Source organism: Pseudoalteromonas sp. RB2-MNA-CIBAN-0110, assembly GCF_040309305.1.
Classification (GTDB): domain Bacteria; phylum Pseudomonadota; class Gammaproteobacteria; order Enterobacterales; family Alteromonadaceae; genus Pseudoalteromonas; species Pseudoalteromonas arctica.
Map to the genome: position 1 here is coordinate 32896 of NZ_JBEOOQ010000017.1, position 19704 is coordinate 52599.

Genomic DNA, 19704 nt, shown 5'->3' on the forward strand with positions numbered 1-19704 from the left:
TTTATGCCTTATATTTGATCATTTTACTTAAGTTTAGGCTTAGGCTTAGGTTTTAGGTTTTAGGTTTTAGGTTTAAGCTTTAATTTAACTAACAGCTGAAATTTTTTACAGCTTTGTACTTTCTTCTTTTAATAGCGCTATTAATTTAATCAATTTAAAAAGGAATGGTGTATGCCCCGCTTGCTACAAAAACTATTAACTACAGCCCTATTATTTATAGGCTTTGCCACACAAGCCTATGAAATAGAAGACTTAGGAGATGGCTTACACCGCTTTATAGACGACAGACACCGCTCAGTATTTTTAATCACTCCTGAGGGCGCAATTGTTACCGACCCACTTAACAAAAAAGCCGCCACCTGGTTAAACGAGAAAATTAAAACTCGCTATAACGTGCCTGTAAAATATGTAATTTATAGCCATAATCACAGCGATCATATTTACGGCGCTGAGGTATTTAAAAGCCCGCACACCACTTTTGTAGCGCATAAACTCGCTGCGCAAGATATTAAAAATACACAAATGAAAACGGTAATGCCCAGCCTTACTTTTGATGACGAGCTACTACTTACCCTTGGTGATTCTACAGTAAAGCTTAACTACCATGGTCCAAACGATGGTCGTGGTTCGGTTAGTATATTATTCGAAAAGCAAAAAACGTTGTTTGTAGTTGATTGGATTGTTATTGGCAGAATGCCGTGGCAAAAACTGTGGAGTTACGATATTCAAGGCATGATTAACTCAACCCAAGTGGTACTCAAATATGACTTTAATACCTTTGTAGGCGGACATGCCGATATTGGCAGCAAGGCTGATGTAGCGCGCTATTTAACTTATATAGAGCTTTTATATAGCCAAGTAACAGCAGGTGTTTTAGCTGGTAATACGCTTGACGAAATTAAACAAAATGTAAAATTAGACCAATTTAGTGACTTTAAACAGTTTGATGCATGGTTACCGCTTAACATAGAAGGCGTGTACGAGCGTTTAATGGAAGAGTCTGGTATGGGTTGGCGCAGCGATTTATAAGTTTGAACTCAGCGGACTAAGCTCTGAGCTCTAAACTCAATATTATAAGCATTGGTATTGGCGTATTTAACGCAGTACCAATGTACTTATTAATTAGTTAAATAGACGTCAAAAGCCATATAAACCACCTTTACAATATCCTTACGTTTGCTTACAGCACTATACAAAAAAAAAGTTTATCCTAGGCTTAGGGCGTGTTGATCTTTGTGGATTGAAATTTGTTCAATCTAGGGGCGATTAAATCGCGGCGCGAGGTTTGTAACCTAGTGGGCTAAGTAAAAACCGAGTAACAAAGAGTTAATCGTCCCTAGAAAGAACCCAAAGGGCAGCGCATGTTTGGTCTTTATGCTGCGTTATCACCTATTTATGGGGAATAACCACACTACATAGGCTCTGCCTTGCCTAAAAACCAAACATACTGCTGCAAATTCAACCACCAAAGTTCAACACGCCCTAGTGTTAAGCTATATAGGACTAATAAACATGAACTTATCTTTAAAAGTAGTTTTAGTAATGACGACCGCGCTTATTATGAGCGGCTGCACTGTATATCAACATGGTCCCAGTGCGCATAAACCACATAAAAAAGCAGTTAAAGTAATTACGCCTGTTTTAGTAACTGAGCACAACTCTCCAAACATTATTATCGTAAAAGCCAAGCCCACAAAACAAGCCTGCACTAAACACGATGATCATTGGCATTGTAAGGCTCGATAACAGATGCCAGTATTTACTGCATTCCGATTTTTTTAAAAATCGGAACCACCAGTTTTAATCGCAGTGAAAACTAATCTAACAATATTTAAGTTATTATATTTTTACCCATGCTTCACCTTCAATGTATTTATGAAGCTCTAAAAGTACTTCCAAATTCTCACCCCGTATATAAACTTCATGATCTGGTGCAACATCAGGGGGCAACTGTATTATAGATTGGATCACTGAGCTAAAATCCTCGAGGGCATGAAGAGTATTGAGAATCGCGTAAGATACAACAGACCGAACAGAACCAAGACCATTTGCCTTCAAATCTGAAGACTTCCAAATATGTAGATCAGCAAACGGTTCAGTATCAGTGGATATGGCAAATCCATCATCCATTATGTATAGAGATTTTATACTATTGCCACCGTGTGAAATTTTGTCTCTATATGATCTCAGCCATGAAAAAAACACACCATTTCGTGTGTAAAACTCAGCTAATGGCATCGGGATTTGAAATCTTTTAGCTACCTCTTCTGCTGTAGAAAGTTTATTGTCTAGGAATACCATCTTGGAAAAAGTTGGTTTCAACTTCTTAGTAGTAAGATTGGGATCTATATACTTAAACCTAGACCATATTTTCATTATAACTTCTTGAAGAAGATCAAATAAGCTCCTGCAAACCTTAAAAATGTATTCCATTTCTGTAGTTACAAATCTTCGTGTAATTTTTTTATTGTCGCTACGCCATATTTCATGGAAGAGATTTATTTTAGTAACGCTAGCAGATAAATTGTTTATATCTTCTTGGATCCCATTTTCGAAATGAACTAGGTCTTTGAAGTAAGCTCTCTTCATTATTAAACTGATAAAGCCTATATGAATATCTGTAGCTTTGGCTGGCTCCTTTGAAAAGTAACACGCGTCAGCCACATCAATCATTTTCATAGGAAGTAAACCCTTCTCAGTTAAGATCCAAGCTTCCCAATTTGATTCACCCAGATAACATGGCTGCATTGGAATTACTCGATCGTCAAAAGATTCTACTTTTATGTATGACACTTTTTCCATGTCAGCCGCTGATACTTTCATATAACTTCCTAGATTATAAAAATTTAAAAGCCCGCGAATCGCGTATGTTCCTTTCACGCGTCACGCTCCTATCCTTTCTTATTTATAGTTTTAGCAAATTACTTAACACATTACTATCACTAAGTTTTTTATATTCTCAGCGTTAAATTAAATATTTTTGAATGTAAAAAAACCGCGCTAAAGCTTTTTTAAAAGTGCCTTAACGCGGTTTTTATATTTCAAACCTAAGTATTCTAAGTATTAAAAAAAGCGTATTAACTAAAATCGACCACCACTTCATAACGCCCTGGCATGTCGTTTACCTCGTATACCCAACCGTGTCGTTTTATTATTTTTTCGCTTAACTCCAACCCTAAACCGTAGCCAATATTAGCAGGCTTGTTTGTGTTATTAATCGCGTGTGGCGTATCAGTTTGTTCGCTGCTATTTACTATAATTACACGGCTACCCTGCTGAGTAATTCGCACTTGCCCTTGTTGCGTATGCTGATACGCATTACGTATTAAGTTAGTAAGCACAATGTGGCATGCGGTGGCTTCGGTATTAATAGTCGTATTTTGGTTATCGGTATTTATAAGTACATCAACTTGTTTTGAATTGAGTAAATAATCGAGTTCGTTACCCAAGGTCGTTATTTTTTCGGCTAGGTTTACAGGCTCTGGTGCACTTTGCTGGTCGTCATTTCTGCTAAGCCACAATAACGTCTCGGTTAAATCGCTCATGGTTAAACCAGCGCGCTCTATTCGCTGCAGTGTAAGGTGTTGTTTATCGCTTAAAGGGGCTTTTTCGCTTAAGCGGTTAAGTAATTCAACGTTGCTGCGAATAACCGAAATTGGTGTACGTAACTCGTGGCTCGCATAACTTAAAAAGCGCTGTTCTCGCTCAAGGCTGTCGTGAGCAGAAAGCAAGCTACTGCGTATTAACGTTGCCAAGGTATTTAGTTCGTTATAGGTAAAGTCGGGCGGCGTGTTTTGTAAATTCTTTTGATTTAACGACTTAGCCCAACCACGTAGTGACTCTACTGGCTTAGCTATTTTTTTCATTACCATAAACAAAAAGAAGGTAAATAAGGCAATGGCTGCAAAACCAGTAATGGCTATCAATGTCATGCGGTGTATTGGTTTTACACTTCCCATTCTTTTAGGGCGATTTTTTTCAAGCATAATACGCGATATATAACGCGCCTCACCATTTGGGTTTTGATAGTAAACAACAAAAAACAAGTCTGCAGGCATAGTAAACAATGAGGTGTTATCTTTCACTTTTTGTAGTACACCGGCTTCATTTGGCGCTACTTCAAATTTTTGCTGTATTATTTCTGGCATGTCTTCCCAACGGCTCGCCACATTAAATCCAACAATATTTTTTGGCTGTCCATCTTCAATCTCAGTGGTTTGCGAAAGCTCAAACATAACTCCGTTTAGCCCTCGGTCTAAGCCATCAATAAAATAATTAACACTTAAAAACGAAAAGCCAATTGCCATTAATGAACTTAAAAGCACCATGGTGGCAAAAAAATACAACCTCAGGCTGGGTCTAATTTTCATGCTTGTGTCTCATTTTTTAATTTTAGCGCAAACCCTACACTGGGTATTGTTTCTAGTACGGCTTGGCAATGTGCTTGCTCTAGCTGTTTACGCAAATGATGAATATGCACTTTTAAGCTATTGCTGTCTGGCTGATCGTCTCCCCATATTGCTTGCATAATTACTTGTCGGGTTACCGGTTTTTGCTGCTCTCGTACAAGCACTTCTAATAACTTAAAAGTAATGGGTGATAACTTTAAACTGTGCTCTGCCACTGTTGCTGTATGCGCGGTTAAATTAAGTGTTAAGTTAGCAAATGTAAGGCGCTTTACCTCACCACTTTTACGCTTTGCTAATACTTGAACCCGCGCTACTAGCTCTTTCATGGCAAATGGTTTTACTAAATAGTCGTCACTACCGGCTGCAAACCCCTCAAGCTTATTGTCGAGGCTATCGCGCGCTGTCAGCATTAATACAGGTATATCAATGCCTTGCTCACGCAATGTTTTACACATGGTTAAACCGTCCATTTTGGGCATATTTACATCTAATATAATCATTTGATATTGATTACGTTCTATTAAATTTAAACCCATTACGCCATTGCTTGCATGGTCACACTCTATTGACTCTATTTCGAGATAATCAACAATGGTAGTTGCCAAGTCTATGTCGTCTTCAACCAGTAGTACGTTTATCGTTAAGAGGCTGTTTCCTGCGTTTTATTTTTAGCACCTAGCGATTTTAGCATAGTAGCTATACCGCGTTTAGCGTCGGTTTGAATCATCAACAACGCAGGTATAAGAATTAAGGTAATAACCGTGGCAAACAAAATACCGTAACCAAGTGATGCAGCCGCAGGGATTAAAAATTGTGCCTGAATTGAGGTTTCACTAAGAAGCGGCACCAAGCCTGCGTAAGTTGTAATTGAGGTTAGTAAAACAGCACGCAGACGACTCGTACACGACTCAACTATGGCATCATGCGTATTCATATCCTCTTCTTTTGTTAGTTCGTTAAAACGCGAAACAAGTAATAGGCTGTCGTTTACCACCACACCACTGAGCGCCAATATACCGTTTAATGACAATATGCTAATGGTTAAGTCGTTCCACCAATGCCCAAGTATTGCACCAACTACACCAAACGGAATTGCTACCATGATCAACATAGGTTGAACATACGATTTAAGCGGAATAGCCAACAGTACATATATAACTAATAAAGCAGCGACAAACATGCCGTACATTGACCCTGTTGTTTCGTCTTGCTCTTCAGCTTCACCCGCAAAATGAATATTCAAAGTAGGAAATTGCTGAGTTAATTCTGGTATTAAGTCGCGTTGTAAATCAGCCACTAATTCGTTTGGAGCAATCACATCTTTATCTACTTGCGCACTTAAATAAATTGCACGAAGTCCATCAATGCGGGTTATTTCATCTTGCTGATATTCACTGCTTACTGTGGCTACGTTAACTAGCGGTACAACGGTGCCATCAGGCAGGCGAATACGCGACTGCATTATATCCGCAGGTGTTTTACGGGCGTTCTCTGGATAACGTACACGTACTTTTATTTCGTCTTTATTACGTTGATAACGCTGTACAATTGCGCCGCCAAAGGCTTGCAGTATTTGCTTTGATAAGCTGGCTGTATCCATTCCAAGTGCACGCCCTTGTGCATTTAGGGTAAATTTAAGCTGTGGCTGACCTGGGTTTAAGTTGTCGTCTATTCCGTTAACGCCTGCGGTATTTTGTAAGCGCTCCTTAAATAGTGCGCCCGCCGCCATTACGGTTTCGTCGTCCCACGCTTTAAGCTCAACTTTAAAGTTATCAACCATTTTTCGCGTGGCTAATATTTGTAATTTTTTACTGCCCTCAAGGCTACCTGCTACGCGCTGCCACTCTTGAGCAAATTCGCTTGCTGTAAAAGCGCCTTCGTTTAATAGCTCAACGCTTACTTCACCGCTGGTGTCGCTGCTACTAATGACTTGTAGGCTGGTTATTTCGCTTTTATCTGAATTAAACTTAGTCATTAAGTTTTGCTCTGCTTGTAATGCACTTTGCTCAAGCGTTAGTAAATTTGTGTTTGTTTGCCCATAAGCAGCGTCGTTTTGCATAACTAAATCGGCTGTTACGGTGTCGCCTGCAATACTTGGGAAGAAACCAACCTTTACTGTGCCTGTCATTGGCATGCCAATAACTAATATAAAAAAGGCGATAAACGCAGCGACTACGGCGTATCTAAAGCGCAGTGAAAATTCAATAACCTTGCAGTAAATGTTTTTACTAAACCAGTTTAAGCCACTATCAGCACCATGTTGTATTTTTGACCACAGACCTCCTAAGCCTTTTTTAACTTGGCGTTTAGTACTAATGTGGGCTAGATGCGAGGGTAAAATAAGTTTTGATTCAACAACTGAAAGCAGTAAACAAATGGTCACTACGGTAGCAAATTGAGAGTAAATTTTACCTAAGTTGCCTGACACATTCGAAAGCGCCACAAACGCGGCAACGGTGGTTAATACCCCAAATATTGTCGGTACAGCTACTTTCATTGTACCCAAAACCGTGTTGTTTATTGTATCGCCATGTTTTTTACGTGTAGTGTAAATACTCTCGCCGACAACAACGGCATCGTCTACCACTATGCCCAGCGCCATAATAAAGCCGAAGGTGGTCATTTCGTTTATGGTCAGTGCGGTGTAGCCATCGGTCATAAAATACAGCGTGCCAAAAAATACAAATGGCAAGCCACCAGCAACCCATAAAGCCACACGTACATTTAAAAATATGGCTAGTATTACAAACACCATAATAATACCGGTCACCGCGTTTTTAGTCAGTAGCGATAAACGTTCGGTGATCATGGTGCTTTTGTCATTCCAGCTTTCTAGCTCTACATTTTGAGGTAATAGACCACTTTCGTGCCACGTTTTTATTACATTATTAGCCTGCTCAACAATGGTGATTATGTCGCTGGTATCACCCATTAGAATTTCAACGCCGACTGCATTTTGTTGGTTATAACGACTTAGTGAGTTGTTATCTTCAGAAAAGCTGTCGCTAACAATAGCAACATCACCTAATTTGATTTGTGCGCCAGATGCGGTAGTGAGTAAAACGATATTGGCAAAGTCGCGCTGCCAGTAAGCTTGGTCAGCCGCTTTCAGACGTATAATTTTACTGCTATCACGTAAACTAGTTGATAGTGGGCTTGATGACTCGTTATTAATCACCTCACTTATGTCACTAATGGTTAATCCATAGGCTTGTAATTTACCTTCATCGATTTCTACTGACATCATCGGATCGAGAACACCCGACTGAGTTACATCAGTAATACCTGATTGCGCTAATAAATCGGCTTTGAGTTTTTCACCTAGGTTTTGTAATGTATGGCGATCTGCATCCCCAAAAAGCTGTAGTGTTAATGCATGATCTTGCCTGCGCGCTTTATCAATAACAGGTTGCTCAGCATCAACAGGGAAGTTGTTAATTGCATCAACTTGATTTTTTACATCAAAGAGTCGCTCATCTAGTGAATAATCTGTTTCTTTTTCAATGCTAACATGACTGCCGCTAGCATCGGAGGTAGAGGTAATGCGCTTTATACCTTGTACTGTTTCAAGAGCTTCTTCTATTTTGAGCGCAATCCCCTCTTCAGCTTGTAATGCATCACCACTGTCATAAACAACTGACACCGAAACAGTATCAGGCTCCAAACTCGGAAAAGCTTCTTTACGCAACGTAGAAAGCGACATAATCCCCATTACAATCACGCTTATTAACAATAAATTAGCGGCAACAGAGTTATTTGCAAACCAATTAATAATACCGTGCAACGGGTTATTACTGCTAGGTACTTGAGGTGGTTGATGAGGGCTCATTATTGTACCCCTTCAACAATTGGATTTACCCTCATGTCGTTTAAATAACTAACAAGTGGGCGCGTTACTACTTTTAAATTACTAACACCCTCTATTGGTGAAATGTATACGTAATCTCCACGCTCAAATACTTTATTGGCTTGTGTGCTTACTAAGTTGTTTTTATCATTCACGTACCAAATTAAGCCATCTTGCGATACCGCTGAAGCAGGCAGTTCAATTACGTTACTTAATTGTTTACCGGCAATTTCAACCGCTAAAAATGTACCTGGTAATAATGGTGTCGCTTGTTCAAACGGTTTATCTAAGGCGACAATTACGCTGCGCTGACGCGAACTGTCATCGAGGTGTTGCTCAAAACGTGCAATATAACCATTCCATTTAGTATTAGTGGTTACATCACTTAAAATAACCTCGCCTGATTTATTATTTGCCAGATTTTGCCACTGATTCAATGAAAGCGGCACGTTTATTTCTACTTTGTCAGTGCTGTTTAATGTGGCAAGCGTATCGCCAATACCAACATAAGTACCTAAATCAATATCTCGCGATAAAATAACACCATCAAACGGAGCACTTAACTGGGTATTATTTACATCACGCTGTGTTGTTTTAAGTGCATATTGAGCGTCATCAAGCGTGGCTTGCGCGGCTTCTAGCTGCAAGGTTCTAAATACCAGTGGTGAGCTTGGCGCCTGCGTAACGCCTGAGCGTTCCCATTCACGTTTTGCTTGCTCCCCTAAATCTTGCTCTTCTTGCAGTGCGAGTTTCGCATCAGCGAGTGTGGCTTTGGCATTTGCGAGGGCTTGTAAGTATTCAGTATTATCTATTTGTGCAAACACCTGCCCTTTAGATACAAAGTTTCCGGTTGCAAATTGCTCACTCATATTAGTCACTTCGCCTTTAACTTGTGCTTTTAAGGTCAGTGTCCAATGCGCCTTTGCTTGACCATGTCCGTTCACATAAGCTTGGTAAGTGCTCGGAGCTGCATTAATTACCGATACATTTGGTGCAATAGCTCTAACCGTGACAGATTTTGAGCTATTAGCTTGTTCATCCATTTTTTTAGCGTTATACGCAACAGCAAGCCCTATACTAATAATTGCAACAAGGGTTACAATAACAGGTGTTGGCGAAATTCTCATGACGATACTCCAAGGCCCAAAGCAAGGCCTAAATCTATGCGGTTAGTTAAAAGGGTGTAGTTTATTTGACTAAGTTGAGCTTGCAGGTCGTATACTTTTTGTTGCACTGTTAGCAAATCTAAAATATCAACCAAACCTTGTTGATATTTACTTTGATAGTTACTAAAACTGCTTTTAGCGCTGGCAAGCGCATTGCTTATTTGTACTCGTTGCTCGGTTAATGACTGCTCCTGCCCGAGTGCATTTTCAACTTCGTTTACCGCACTTAGCAGCGTATCTTGGTACTGCCAAAACGCTTGCTCGGCATTTAATTTTGCAATATCAACTTGCGCACGCAGTGCTCCACCTTCAAATAAAGGGGCACTTAAACTCCCCAATAAACTCCACACAGGGCTAGTTAATAATGCTTGGCTTGGCGTGCTTGCTAAATCACTCAGTGATGCCGAAAGCGAAATGCTCGGTAGTAGCTCTTTGTACGATACATCAACCAAGTAATGCTTTGCCTGAATGTTGTAATAGGCACTTTGTAAGTCAGGTCGGCGCGCTAAATCTTGCTCTGGTAATGTACTTAATGGCTCAATAACGCTTGGCAGTGTTAATGTACTTGGCAGGTTTTGAAGTTTATCAGTGCCTACAATTAGCATTAAAGCACGCTTTGCTTTTGCTATTTGCTCTTGATAATCGGCAATGGTTGCGCGAGTAGATGCCGTGCTAGTACGGGCAGTATCAAGCGCTTCTAAATCACCTAACCCATATTGGTAGCGCTCTACAATACTTTGCTCATTATTTTGTAAAACAACTAAACGTTGCTGCTCTATATCGAGCAAATTTTGCTGCAAAATAATATTTAAATAAGTACGAATAACACTCGCTACTAATGTGTCTTTAGCACCTTGATAAGTAGCTTGGTTACTGGCAATAGTCATATCTTGCGCGGCTACGTTGTCAGCAATTTTTTGCCATATATCGGCTTCCCAACTTATACCTACTGATGAGCTATATTGCGTGCCTTCGGTTTCACTGCGCTGCGCGTCAAATCCTGCATCTACACTAAACCACTGACTTGCAGCGGTTACATCACGCTGCGCATAAGCTAGTTTTAATGCAACATGCACTTGATTAAACGATGGGTTATTAGTAACAGCTTGCTCAATAAGCGAATCAAGCCCTTCTATATTCACCAAATCGGTAATGTAATTTACTTGCTGTGCGTTACTTTGCGTGTACTGCCAATTTGCATGTTGCTTTAGCGACTGCTCAGTACTATTACCTTGATAGCTTGGCTGACTACTACATGCAGCAAGTGTGCAACTAAGTGCAAGTAAAAAACCGGTTGAGTGCTTTTTAAAATAAACCATTTAACTATGCCTAATTCGTACTATTACACATAGCTTATTAGGTCGAGGGTTAAGGAGGGGTTAAATGATTTAATCTAAATGTTGGGTTATTAATTTAACAGTAAAAAGTAATCACTTTAGATTTTTTACATCGTTATAAATTTTGCAGCTGCTCTATCAACCATTTATGGATTGGGCTGTTATTGGTACGCGGATGCCATGCGGCTATTACTTTAAATGTAGGAGGCAGAGCTTCTATTTTTAGCTGTTTAACTTTGCTATTTGGTAATAATCTTGATGGGTAAAACGCTAACATATCGGTTGTATGTAAAATGTCGGGCACGGCTGAAAAGCTCGGTACCGACATTACAATATTACGTTTTAGCCCCTGGCTTTCAAACCACTGATCGTGCGAACCACGCAAATTAGCGCGCGATGGCGACACCACTAGCTGTGAATGCTTTGCAAATTGCGCCAAACTCAAAGGTTCAGTGTAAGTAGTATTACCTATACCGGTAATACACAAATGCTGCTCTTCAAACAAAGTAATATAAGAAAGATTGTCGGGTATAAATTCCGGAAAGCTAATCAGCAAATCAAGCTCGCCTGCTGTTATAAGTTGATTAACGTTATCGGATGCAAAGTCGCGCACAATCAACTTTAAACCCGGTGCTTCGCGGCGGGTAATATTAAATAATTGCGGTAGTAAAGCCTGCGTGGCGTAGTCGGTTGCGCTTATGGTAAACACACCTTTATAAGTTTGCGGACTAAACAGTTCGGGCTCTAGTAACGATTCTAATTGCTTTAAAATATGGTTAACAGGCGCCTTGAGTCCTTGCGCTTTAGGAGTAGCAACCATGTTATTACCTTGGCGAATAAACAAGCGATCGTCAAATAAGTCTCGTAGCTTTCGTAGTTGCTCACTAATAGCTTGTTGCGTTAACCCCATTTTTTTGGCTACTTGCGAAAGATTTTGCAGTTCTAATAAGCTACTGAGTACTCTTAACTGTTTTATATCGAGCCGACTAATACCATTCATAATTGTATGCTGCACAAAAAGGTGTTGTTTCAAATTGTATCTTTAAATCTCTATGCTGCCAATGTTGCTTAACCACTATTTAAGCCTTTGTTTGCTTTATAAGAGAATTTAAAATGAAATCAGAATCAGTTAATACCGCCCCTTTATTCTCATCAATTGAGCTTGGCCCTTTTACTCTTAAAAACCGTATTGTGATGCCTCCTCTTACTCGCTCTCGTAGTACACAACCGGGCAATATTCCTAATGAATTAATGGCTGAGTATTATGCGCAGCGCGCATCGGCTGGCTTTATGGTTACCGAAGGCACACAAATAGAACCTCGTGGACAAGGCTACGCTTGGACCCCAGGTATTCACTCACAAGCACAAATTGAAGGCTGGAAAAAAGTAACACATGCAGTACATGCTAAAGGCGGTGTTATTTTTGCTCAGCTTTGGCATGTAGGGCGCGTATCGCACGCCACACTACAACCAAATTCAGGTAAACCGGTTGGCCCTTCAGATATTATTGCTGACAATGTAAAAGTATTTATTGAAACCGCACCTGGTGAAGGCGCATTGGCTGACCCAAGTGAGCCTCGTGCACTAACAACAACTGAAGTTGGCGAACTGGTAAACATGTATGCGCAAGCTGCACGTAATGCTCTAGAAGCAGGCTTTGATGGCGTAGAGCTTCATTGTGCTAACGGGTATTTAGTTAATCAGTTTATTTCTGAACATACTAATAACCGTGACGATCAATACGGTGGAACGCTTAGTAATCGCCTGCGCTTTTTAAAAGAGATAGTTGAAGCGGTAAGTGACGTTGTAGGCTCTGATCGTTTAGGTGTTCGCTTTGCTCCTTTATTTGAAAGCACAGATGAAACACGAGTGTATTTAGGACTTGTTGAATCAAACCCTCATCATACTTATGTACAAGCCGTTAAAGTGCTTGAGCAAGCGGGTATTGCTTACTTATCAATAGCGGAAGCTGATTGGGAAAATGCTCCTGATTTACCACAAGAATTTTATAAAGCAGTACGAGCTGAATTTTCAGGTCGCATCATTTATGCTGGTAAATACACAGTAGAAAAAGCGGTACGTATTTTAGGTGAAGGTTACGGTGACTTATTTGCATTTGGTCGCCCATTTATAGCTAACCCTGATTTACCAGAGCGTATAGCGAATAATTGGACGTTTAACGAGGCCGATGCAGCCACTATGTATGGCGGTACTGAAGTCGGTTATAGCGATTATCCTTTTTATCAAAAGTAGCCAACCTAGACTCTAAACGATATATGGAATTGGTATAGAACCGATACGGTTTTATACCTGGTAGCTTAATCAAGCTACCTGTTTTGAGGTAAGAAAACGGTGTTGATAACACAGCTAAAATTTTGTTATTAGTTGTTCTCGACAATTGCTCTTTCATTGCCCTACCCTCTGCATTTATGCAGCCATATATCAGTCATTTTTTAATAGAGTTAACGTTAGATTTAATCCCTCAAATTGATTAAGTATTACTGCGGATTGGTATTAGCGTCAAGAATAGTAAAGATAAGTAAAAGGGTGTAAAGCCTCCCTAAAGTTGCCCTGCATGCAGTTGGCATTCAGTTTCAAACGTCAATACTAGCCATATTAACCACAAACGAGGCAATATTATGAAACTTACATTTATACTACCTGCACTATTAGTTATTGGCACTTTATCTAGTTCTGCATTTGCAGCACCACATGATAGATATACAAAGCAAGAATATAAAAAGGTTCAGCTAAAACGAGAACTGAAAAAAATTAACCAAACTAAGGTAATCAAGTATGTTCCAGTTAAAGTTGCTAAAAGAAACGTTAATAACACAGCATTTGTTAAAGTTAATGTCATAACGTATCACCCTAGCCTTAAATTTATTAAAAGATAAATGCGCACTTTAAAATATAAAGTCATGTTTGCGGCAATAAATAACGCGCCGCAAACTTAGCTTTTTACACCATTTAAACTCTGTTATTGGTATTACCCCATCTTAAAATGCAAGGAAATAACGTTTTCTAAGCACAACAAAAAAGTCCAAATACATAATTTAATAGCAATATTATTAAAATATCTCTCGTAATAAATATACTTACAAAGAACAGGATTACCCTCAAAAATCGTCAAAAATAACTAAGTATGTCAATAACTGTCAGTAAAATGTAAAAAGCTGTAAGCATAGCTCCGTTTGCTGTTGTATGTCAGTTAACATTCAGTTTGAACCGCTAGTATTGAACCCAGTTATGTAAAAACATAAACGAGGCAATACTATGAAACTTACTTTTTTACTACCTGCACTGCTCGCCATTGGCGCAGTATCAGGCTCTGCGCTTGGAGCACAAAACGAGCGAGAGAATGATAAAAGCTTTAAACGTGACCACGACAAACGTGTTGAATATAAACGCGATGAACGCCGCCATGAAAAAAAGCAGCGTATTGAGCATAAAAAAGAAAAACGAGAAGACCGTAAGCAAGAAAAACGTAAACTTGCTAAGTACAAGCAGGAAAAGCGTGAACAATACCGCTACAACCAGCGCAAATATAACTACTTAACAAGCCATAATAATTCAGTCGCTTACAGACAAAATCGATTTATAAACCATTTACCACGCAATAGCGCATCGATTAGATTTAATGGTATTTCGTTTACGTTTAACGACGGCCTTTACTACCGTAAAGCTAAAAGAGGCTACCATGTAGTTACGCCACCTAGAGGCCTGCGTATAAATACGCTACCAAGAAATTACAGGCATTTTAAGCATCACAATACCACCTACTACACATATCAAAACGTGTATTACGTCGCAAATAATTACGGTTATACAGTGGTTGATGAGCCACCAACCCGTCTTAATCAGGCAATAAAAGTGGGGAATGTGAATGATTATAGCTTGGGCCAAACTTACGATTCATTGCCTCAGGCAGCACAGGCCGTAATAATTAACTCGCAGCAGTATTTTAAATACGGCGATATTTATTTTTTACCGCAAATAAGTGGTGACGACATAAAATACCTTGCTATCAAGCTAGGTTAAATCCGCTATAAATTAAAAGGCCTTGCTACCAATAGCAGGGTCTTTTTCATTTCCCCTGTAGGTAATAACTTAAAGCAATAAAATCAATTCCCTCTCTAAACATTAACATGTCTTAGTATTTGTAAGCTTTTTTGCTAAACTAGCTCGCATATTAATAGTGAGAGTGTATTTATGTCGGGTGAGTTTCCACGTGCTGGTTTTTGGCGCCGTTTTGCGTCGTTAGTTTACGATACGTTAGCCATTATTGCGTTTGCGATGTTAACTGTAGTGCTGTATTTATTTGCAGTACAAGGGCTTATTTCTCTCGATGTAATTAGTTTAAATGGCGCAGAGGATGTATCTGCCTTTATTCAAAATTCAAATCTTCTTTCGGGTATTCGTACCGCCCTTTTAATTATTGTTACCTTAGTATTTTTTGGCTACTTTTGGACTAAAAGCGGGCAAACCATTGGCATGCGTGCATGGCGTTTAAAAGTACAAACTCTTGAGGGGAATTTAATTAGCTGGCCGCAATCAATTATCCGCAGCGTTAGCGCTTTACTCGGTTTAGGTAATTTGATGGTGTTAGTCGATTTTAAAAACAAAAAAGCACTGCAAGATTACATCTCTAAAACAGAAGTTATTGCGCTTACTAAAGAAGAAAACAGACGTATTTATAGTGAGCTTGATTAATACTAACTTTTAAAATCGTGAGTTAAGCGGTAGTTAAGAAGTAATTAAAAAGCAAAAAGGGTGACCAGTGGTCACCCTTTTTTCATATTTTGAATAAGTAAATTTATACCCGCTTATTCATCAAATAGGTCGCAAAGCCTATAAATATAATACTGGGCAATACCGCACCTATAATGGCAGGTATTTGGTAAACCATAACTACAGGGCCAAATATTTCATTAGTTAAGTGAAACACGATCCCTGTAACAACTCCCATAATAATACGTGCGCCCATTGTTACTGTACGCAACGGGCCAAATATAAACGACAGCGCCACCAGCAGCATAACCGCTACAGATACAGGCTGCATAAGCTTACGCCATAGAGCCAATTCGTAGGTACTTGTGTCTTGTTCGTTTTGCTCTAAGTAACTTAAATATGACCAAAGCCCAGTAAACGAAAGCGACTCTGGTTTTACCGAAACAACCCCTAACTTTTCCGCTGTGAGTTGCGAAGGATAAAACTCTTCAGGCAGTTGCTCTGTTGTCGTTTTTTCGCTAGTAATAATAACTTTGTTAACGTCACGAAGTAACCAACCATCTTTTCGGCTCAGTGCATCCCTTGCTTTAGTAATTTGGGTAAGCTCTAACGATTTATCAAAGTGGTACATATGCACCCCGTTAAGCCTGCCGTTTTCATCAACATCTTCAATATTAATAAAATTATTGCCGTCTTTAGCCCATACACCTTTTTGTGTATTAAACACATCGCCGCCATGTATTGCTTGGTTACGCATTTCTTTAGCGTGTAATTGTGCTTCAGGTGCGCCCCATTCGCCCAATGCCATCATACAGATAGCCATAAATACGGCGGTTTTCATCACTGAGCCAATTATTTGTAAGCGCGACATACCAGCGGCTTGCATCACTACCAGCTCACTGTTTGAGGCAAGCGCCCCTAAACCTGTTAAGCCACCTATTAGCGCAGCCATCGGGAAAAACACTACTAAATCGCCAGGAATTGTATAAAGCGTATAAAGCATTGCAGTCATTAAATCGTAACTGCCGCGCCCTACCGACTTTAACTGGTCGATAAACTTAATTAAGGTGCTAATACCAACAAGTACCAACAATGCAAAGCCAGTAGTTTGTAAAATACTGCGGCCTAAATACCAATCAAGCGTTTTCATCATGAGCCTAACTCCCGCTTAGTTACAACGGCTTTAAGCCAAGCGCCCAGTGGTCGCCCTTTTATAATTAATAACCCACCTATAAACAGGGCACTTAGATGAATCCACCACAAGCCGATTGAAGGCGGGATTTTGCCATCTTCAACTGCAAATTTAGCGGCATTTAGTAAAATAAAGTAGCCTAAGTACAAGCTAATAGCAGGCACTAGTTTTGCAAATTTACCTTGGCGAGGATTAACCACACTTAGTGGTACTGCCAGTAAGGTAAGTAGCGGGATTGATAACGGAATAGCGAGTCGCCATTGCCATTGAGCAATAGATTCAGGAGTATTAATGGCGAGTAATTGATTAGTAGGCACAGCCTCTAACTTACGGCGTTGATGCTCTATTTCTTGTTCTCGTATTTGTACGCTGTAACCATCAAATTCTGTTAAGTTAAGTGCAGGCGTTGTGCCATCTGTTTCATAGCGTTTACCGTCTGTTAGCACGAGCTGTTGCTCACCATTTACGGCTTCAACCACAACACCTTGCTCTGCATATACTAAGCGCGCTAGGTTGCCTTTTTCGCTATCGGGTAACTGTGCAACAAATACCTTATTGAGCTCTTTGCCACCCTTTTCAATATTATGAATAAACACCACTGCTTTTTCGTTACCGGTTTCTTGGAACCGCCCAGCTCTGAGTGCAGATAACCCCGCATCGGCTTTGGCTTGCTCTTTTAATTGATACTCTTGCTCGCTTGCCCACGGCGCTATATACATAGTCAGTGCTGCGGCTAATATAGCAAGCCCTACACTTGATATAAGTGTTACGCGCACAACATACCATTCACTTACGCCACAGGCTTTAAGTACGGTCATTTCGCTATCAGCGTAAATACGGCTGTAGGCTAAAATAATGCCTAAAAATATACTCAGTGGAAGTATTAGCGAGGCTAGTTGTGGAAGTTTTAGTGCAATCATCGATAGCACTAATTTAGCAGGAATGCTGCCCTCAGAGGCATCACCTAAAATACCAACTAACTTTTGTGACAAAAATATTGTCATCAAAGTTAAAAATACGGCGACCTGCGATTTTAAAACCTCAGCGGTCAAATAACGGAAAATTAGCAATGCTCGCCCCTGTTAAACATGGAATTTCACTACGATAGTGAGAATTGAATAGTTAAATAGCTATTTTACCCAATTAATACCGGCAAATAGGCTATTATTATAAGCCATCAAAATTAATTATCCTACCTAAGTGCACGATATAATGTTGCATTAGTAGCCCTTAAGCATATAAAGTTCAATTACACAGTAAGAGTCTAGCAAAATCAGCTAAAATTAAAATTATCCGCACATAAGTTACGTAGATAAGACTAGAAAATACTTTTTTAGCCCCAACTTACTAACTTAAATGACTCAAAATCAGGAGTGACAATGGAATTTAACGTAAAAAGTGGTAGCCCAGAAAAACAGCGCAGCGCATGTATTGTGGTTGGCGTTTACGAGCCACGTAGGTTATCCCCCATTGGTGAACAACTCGATAAAATTAGTGATGGCTATATCTCTAATTTACTTCGCCGTGGCGACTTAGAAGGTAAGCCAGGCCAAGTTTTATTATTGCATCATGTACCTAATGTATTAAGCGAGCGCATATTGCTTGTTGGTTGTGGTAAAGAGCGCGAGCTTGATGATAAGCAATATAAACAAATTATTTCTAAAACTATTAATACCTTAAACGAAACAGGCTCTATGGAAGCAGTCTGCTTTTTAACAGAGCAACACGTTAAAGGTCGCGACACTTACTGGAAAGTTCGTCAAGCAGTAGAAACAACACAAGATTGCTTATATACGTTTAACCAATTAAAAAGTAAAAAAGTAGACCCTCGTCGTCCGCTTCGTAAAATGGTGTTTAACGTACCAACACGACGCGAACTAACGATTGGCGAAAGTGCCATTGAGCATGGTTTAGCCATTGCTGCAGGTAGTAAGCTGTGTAAAGACGTGGCTAATATGCCACCAAATATTTGTAACCCAGTGTACTTAGGCGAGCAAGCACAAGAGTTGGCAACTAATTTTGACAACATCACTGTTGATATTATTGGCGAAAAGCAAATGGCAGAACTAGGTATGAATTCTTACCTAGCTGTTGGCCGAGGTAGTGATAACGAATCAATTATGTCGATTATTAACTACAAAGGCGCCGCTGACGACCAAGCCCCTATTGTACTTGTTGGTAAAGGCTTAACGTTTGACTCAGGCGGTATTTCATTAAAACCAGGCGAAGGCATGGACGAAATGAAATACGACATGGGCGGCGCTGCAGGTGTTATTGGCGCAATGCGTGCACTTGCACAAATGCAATTGCCAATTAACGTTATTGGTGTTTTAGCTGGCTGTGAAAACATGCCTGGCTCAAACGCGTATCGCCCGGGTGATATTCTAACAACAATGTCGGGGCAAACAGTTGAAGTGTTAAACACCGACGCTGAAGGTCGTTTAGTATTGTGCGACGCACTAACGTACGTTGAACGTTTTAATCCAGATACGGTTATTGACGTAGCAACACTTACTGGCGCTTGTATTGTAGCCCTTGGCGCGCATGCGACTGGTTTACTATCAAACCATAACCCACTTGCACACGATTTATTAAAAGCGTCTGAGCAAAGTGGCGACCGCGCATGGCAGTTACCGTTATGGGATGACTATCAAGATCAACTAGAGAGCCCATTTGCTGACTTTACAAACTTAGGCGGACGCTCTGCGGGTACTATTACTGCGGCATGTTTCTTGTCTAAATTTACTAAAAAGTATCATTGGGCGCATTTAGATGTTGCCGGTACAGCTTGGCGCAGTGGCGCTAAAAAAGGCGCAACGGGTCGTCCTGTTCCTATGCTTACTCAGTATTTATTAAATAGAGCTGGCGTAAGTGAAGCCGCTCAAGATTAAACACACTGTTTAGCTACTTATAAGGCGCCATTTGGCGCCTTATTTATTTGTGTATTAATTGAAGCAAACCCCGTTATATGGCAAAATCTGCCTCTTAATTTATGTATATCAATTTGGTATACATTCAATGT

Annotated in this window: 16 protein-coding genes; 7 read left to right on the plus strand and 9 right to left on the minus strand. The window is 40.0% G+C overall.

The window, feature by feature from the left end:
- Positions 1 to 171: 171 nt before the first annotated feature.
- Both AAEY68_RS10240 and AAEY68_RS10245 read left to right on the plus strand, forming a co-directional pair.
- Complete coding sequence (locus AAEY68_RS10240; RefSeq protein ID WP_024592263.1) at positions 172 to 1029, plus strand: MBL fold metallo-hydrolase; 858 nt, start codon at positions 172 to 174, stop codon at positions 1027 to 1029.
- Positions 1030 to 1512: 483 nt separating this feature from the next.
- The gene (locus AAEY68_RS10245) at positions 1513 to 1746 is read left to right on the plus strand and encodes a hypothetical protein (RefSeq protein ID WP_024592262.1); all 234 of its coding nucleotides are present in this window, start codon (positions 1513 to 1515) and stop codon (positions 1744 to 1746) included.
- 93 nt (positions 1747 to 1839) lie between these two features.
- Here the strand turns inward: AAEY68_RS10245 and AAEY68_RS10250 are convergent, their stop codons facing one another.
- The 7 genes from AAEY68_RS10250 to AAEY68_RS10280 form a co-directional block, all read right to left on the minus strand.
- Positions 1840 to 2823, minus strand: a complete 984-nt coding sequence (locus tag AAEY68_RS10250) for a hypothetical protein (RefSeq protein WP_024592261.1) — start codon at positions 2821 to 2823, stop codon at positions 1840 to 1842.
- A 254-nt stretch (positions 2824 to 3077) separates the two neighbouring features.
- Positions 3078 to 4370, minus strand: coding sequence for a sensor histidine kinase (locus tag AAEY68_RS10255; RefSeq protein ID WP_024592260.1), 1293 nt, complete (start codon positions 4368 to 4370; stop codon positions 3078 to 3080).
- Positions 4367 to 5047 (minus strand): response regulator transcription factor, encoded by a 681-nt coding sequence (locus tag AAEY68_RS10260; protein ID WP_024592259.1) that lies wholly within the window; start codon positions 5045 to 5047, stop codon positions 4367 to 4369. The genes AAEY68_RS10255 and AAEY68_RS10260 overlap by 4 nt, the downstream gene beginning before the upstream one ends.
- Before the next feature lie 2 nt (positions 5048 to 5049).
- Complete coding sequence (locus AAEY68_RS10265; RefSeq protein ID WP_350585890.1) at positions 5050 to 8238, minus strand: efflux RND transporter permease subunit; 3189 nt, start codon at positions 8236 to 8238, stop codon at positions 5050 to 5052.
- The gene (locus tag AAEY68_RS10270) at positions 8238 to 9383 is read right to left on the minus strand and encodes an efflux RND transporter periplasmic adaptor subunit (RefSeq protein WP_024592257.1); all 1146 of its coding nucleotides are present in this window, start codon (positions 9381 to 9383) and stop codon (positions 8238 to 8240) included. The genes AAEY68_RS10265 and AAEY68_RS10270 overlap by 1 nt, the downstream gene beginning before the upstream one ends.
- Positions 9380 to 10741: a TolC family protein gene (locus tag AAEY68_RS10275; RefSeq protein ID WP_024592256.1), complete on the minus strand. Its 1362-nt coding sequence runs from the start codon at positions 10739 to 10741 to the stop codon at positions 9380 to 9382. The genes AAEY68_RS10270 and AAEY68_RS10275 overlap by 4 nt, the downstream gene beginning before the upstream one ends.
- Before the next feature lie 133 nt (positions 10742 to 10874).
- Entirely contained in the window at positions 10875 to 11792 is a 918-nt protein-coding gene (locus AAEY68_RS10280) for a LysR family transcriptional regulator (RefSeq protein ID WP_024592255.1), read from the minus strand.
- Positions 11793 to 11872: 80 nt separating this feature from the next.
- Between AAEY68_RS10280 and AAEY68_RS10285 the strand changes: the two genes are divergently transcribed.
- From AAEY68_RS10285 to AAEY68_RS10300, 4 genes are all read left to right on the plus strand, one after another.
- Positions 11873 to 13012 carry an alkene reductase gene (locus tag AAEY68_RS10285; RefSeq protein ID WP_165727268.1) on the plus strand — a complete coding sequence of 380 codons (1140 nt, stop codon included), beginning with the start codon at positions 11873 to 11875 and terminating at the stop codon, positions 13010 to 13012.
- A 386-nt stretch (positions 13013 to 13398) separates the two neighbouring features.
- Positions 13399 to 13656 carry a hypothetical protein gene (locus AAEY68_RS10290; protein ID WP_024592254.1) on the plus strand — a complete coding sequence of 86 codons (258 nt, stop codon included), beginning with the start codon at positions 13399 to 13401 and terminating at the stop codon, positions 13654 to 13656.
- Between the two features lie 379 nt (positions 13657 to 14035).
- Positions 14036 to 14800 (plus strand): DUF6515 family protein, encoded by a 765-nt coding sequence (locus AAEY68_RS10295; protein ID WP_024592253.1) that lies wholly within the window; start codon positions 14036 to 14038, stop codon positions 14798 to 14800.
- A gap of 171 nt (positions 14801 to 14971) precedes the next feature.
- Positions 14972 to 15472, plus strand: a complete 501-nt coding sequence (locus AAEY68_RS10300; protein WP_024592252.1) for an RDD family protein — start codon at positions 14972 to 14974, stop codon at positions 15470 to 15472.
- Between the two features lie 103 nt (positions 15473 to 15575).
- On the opposite strand, the gene lptG is transcribed toward AAEY68_RS10300, so the two are convergent.
- Both lptG and lptF read right to left on the minus strand, forming a co-directional pair.
- The gene (gene lptG / locus AAEY68_RS10305; protein ID WP_024592251.1) at positions 15576 to 16643 is read right to left on the minus strand and encodes an LPS export ABC transporter permease LptG; all 1068 of its coding nucleotides are present in this window, start codon (positions 16641 to 16643) and stop codon (positions 15576 to 15578) included.
- A complete protein-coding gene (gene lptF / locus AAEY68_RS10310) occupies positions 16640 to 17752 on the minus strand; it encodes an LPS export ABC transporter permease LptF (protein WP_002962016.1) in 1113 nt (370 codons plus the stop codon). The genes lptG and lptF overlap by 4 nt, the downstream gene beginning before the upstream one ends.
- A 309-nt stretch (positions 17753 to 18061) precedes the next feature.
- Here lptF and pepA point away from each other — a divergent pair, with 309 nt between their 5' ends.
- Positions 18062 to 19573, plus strand: a complete 1512-nt coding sequence (gene pepA, locus AAEY68_RS10315) for a leucyl aminopeptidase (RefSeq protein ID WP_007587283.1) — start codon at positions 18062 to 18064, stop codon at positions 19571 to 19573.
- Positions 19574 to 19704: the final 131 nt, after the last annotated feature.

What these genes read in the sequence shown, in the direction of transcription:
- AAEY68_RS10240 (WP_024592263.1), top strand. Translation starts at nt 172, where the DNA reads ATGCCCCGCTTGCTACAAAAACTATTAACTACAGCCCTATTATTTATA.
- AAEY68_RS10245 (WP_024592262.1), top strand. Translation starts at nt 1,513, where the DNA reads ATGAACTTATCTTTAAAAGTAGTTTTAGTAATGACGACCGCGCTTATT.
- AAEY68_RS10250 (WP_024592261.1), bottom strand. Translation starts at nt 2,823, where the DNA reads ATGAAAGTATCAGCGGCTGACATGGAAAAAGTGTCATACATAAAAGTA.
- AAEY68_RS10255 (WP_024592260.1), bottom strand. Translation starts at nt 4,370, where the DNA reads ATGAAAATTAGACCCAGCCTGAGGTTGTATTTTTTTGCCACCATGGTG.
- AAEY68_RS10265 (WP_350585890.1), bottom strand. Translation starts at nt 8,238, where the DNA reads ATGAGCCCTCATCAACCACCTCAAGTACCTAGCAGTAATAACCCGTTG.
- AAEY68_RS10270 (WP_024592257.1), bottom strand. Translation starts at nt 9,383, where the DNA reads ATGAGAATTTCGCCAACACCTGTTATTGTAACCCTTGTTGCAATTATT.
- AAEY68_RS10275 (WP_024592256.1), bottom strand. Translation starts at nt 10,741, where the DNA reads ATGGTTTATTTTAAAAAGCACTCAACCGGTTTTTTACTTGCACTTAGT.
- AAEY68_RS10285 (WP_165727268.1), top strand. Translation starts at nt 11,873, where the DNA reads ATGAAATCAGAATCAGTTAATACCGCCCCTTTATTCTCATCAATTGAG.
- AAEY68_RS10290 (WP_024592254.1), top strand. Translation starts at nt 13,399, where the DNA reads ATGAAACTTACATTTATACTACCTGCACTATTAGTTATTGGCACTTTA.
- AAEY68_RS10295 (WP_024592253.1), top strand. Translation starts at nt 14,036, where the DNA reads ATGAAACTTACTTTTTTACTACCTGCACTGCTCGCCATTGGCGCAGTA.
- AAEY68_RS10300 (WP_024592252.1), top strand. Translation starts at nt 14,972, where the DNA reads ATGTCGGGTGAGTTTCCACGTGCTGGTTTTTGGCGCCGTTTTGCGTCG.
- lptG (WP_024592251.1), bottom strand. Translation starts at nt 16,643, where the DNA reads ATGATGAAAACGCTTGATTGGTATTTAGGCCGCAGTATTTTACAAACT.
- pepA (WP_007587283.1), top strand. Translation starts at nt 18,062, where the DNA reads ATGGAATTTAACGTAAAAAGTGGTAGCCCAGAAAAACAGCGCAGCGCA.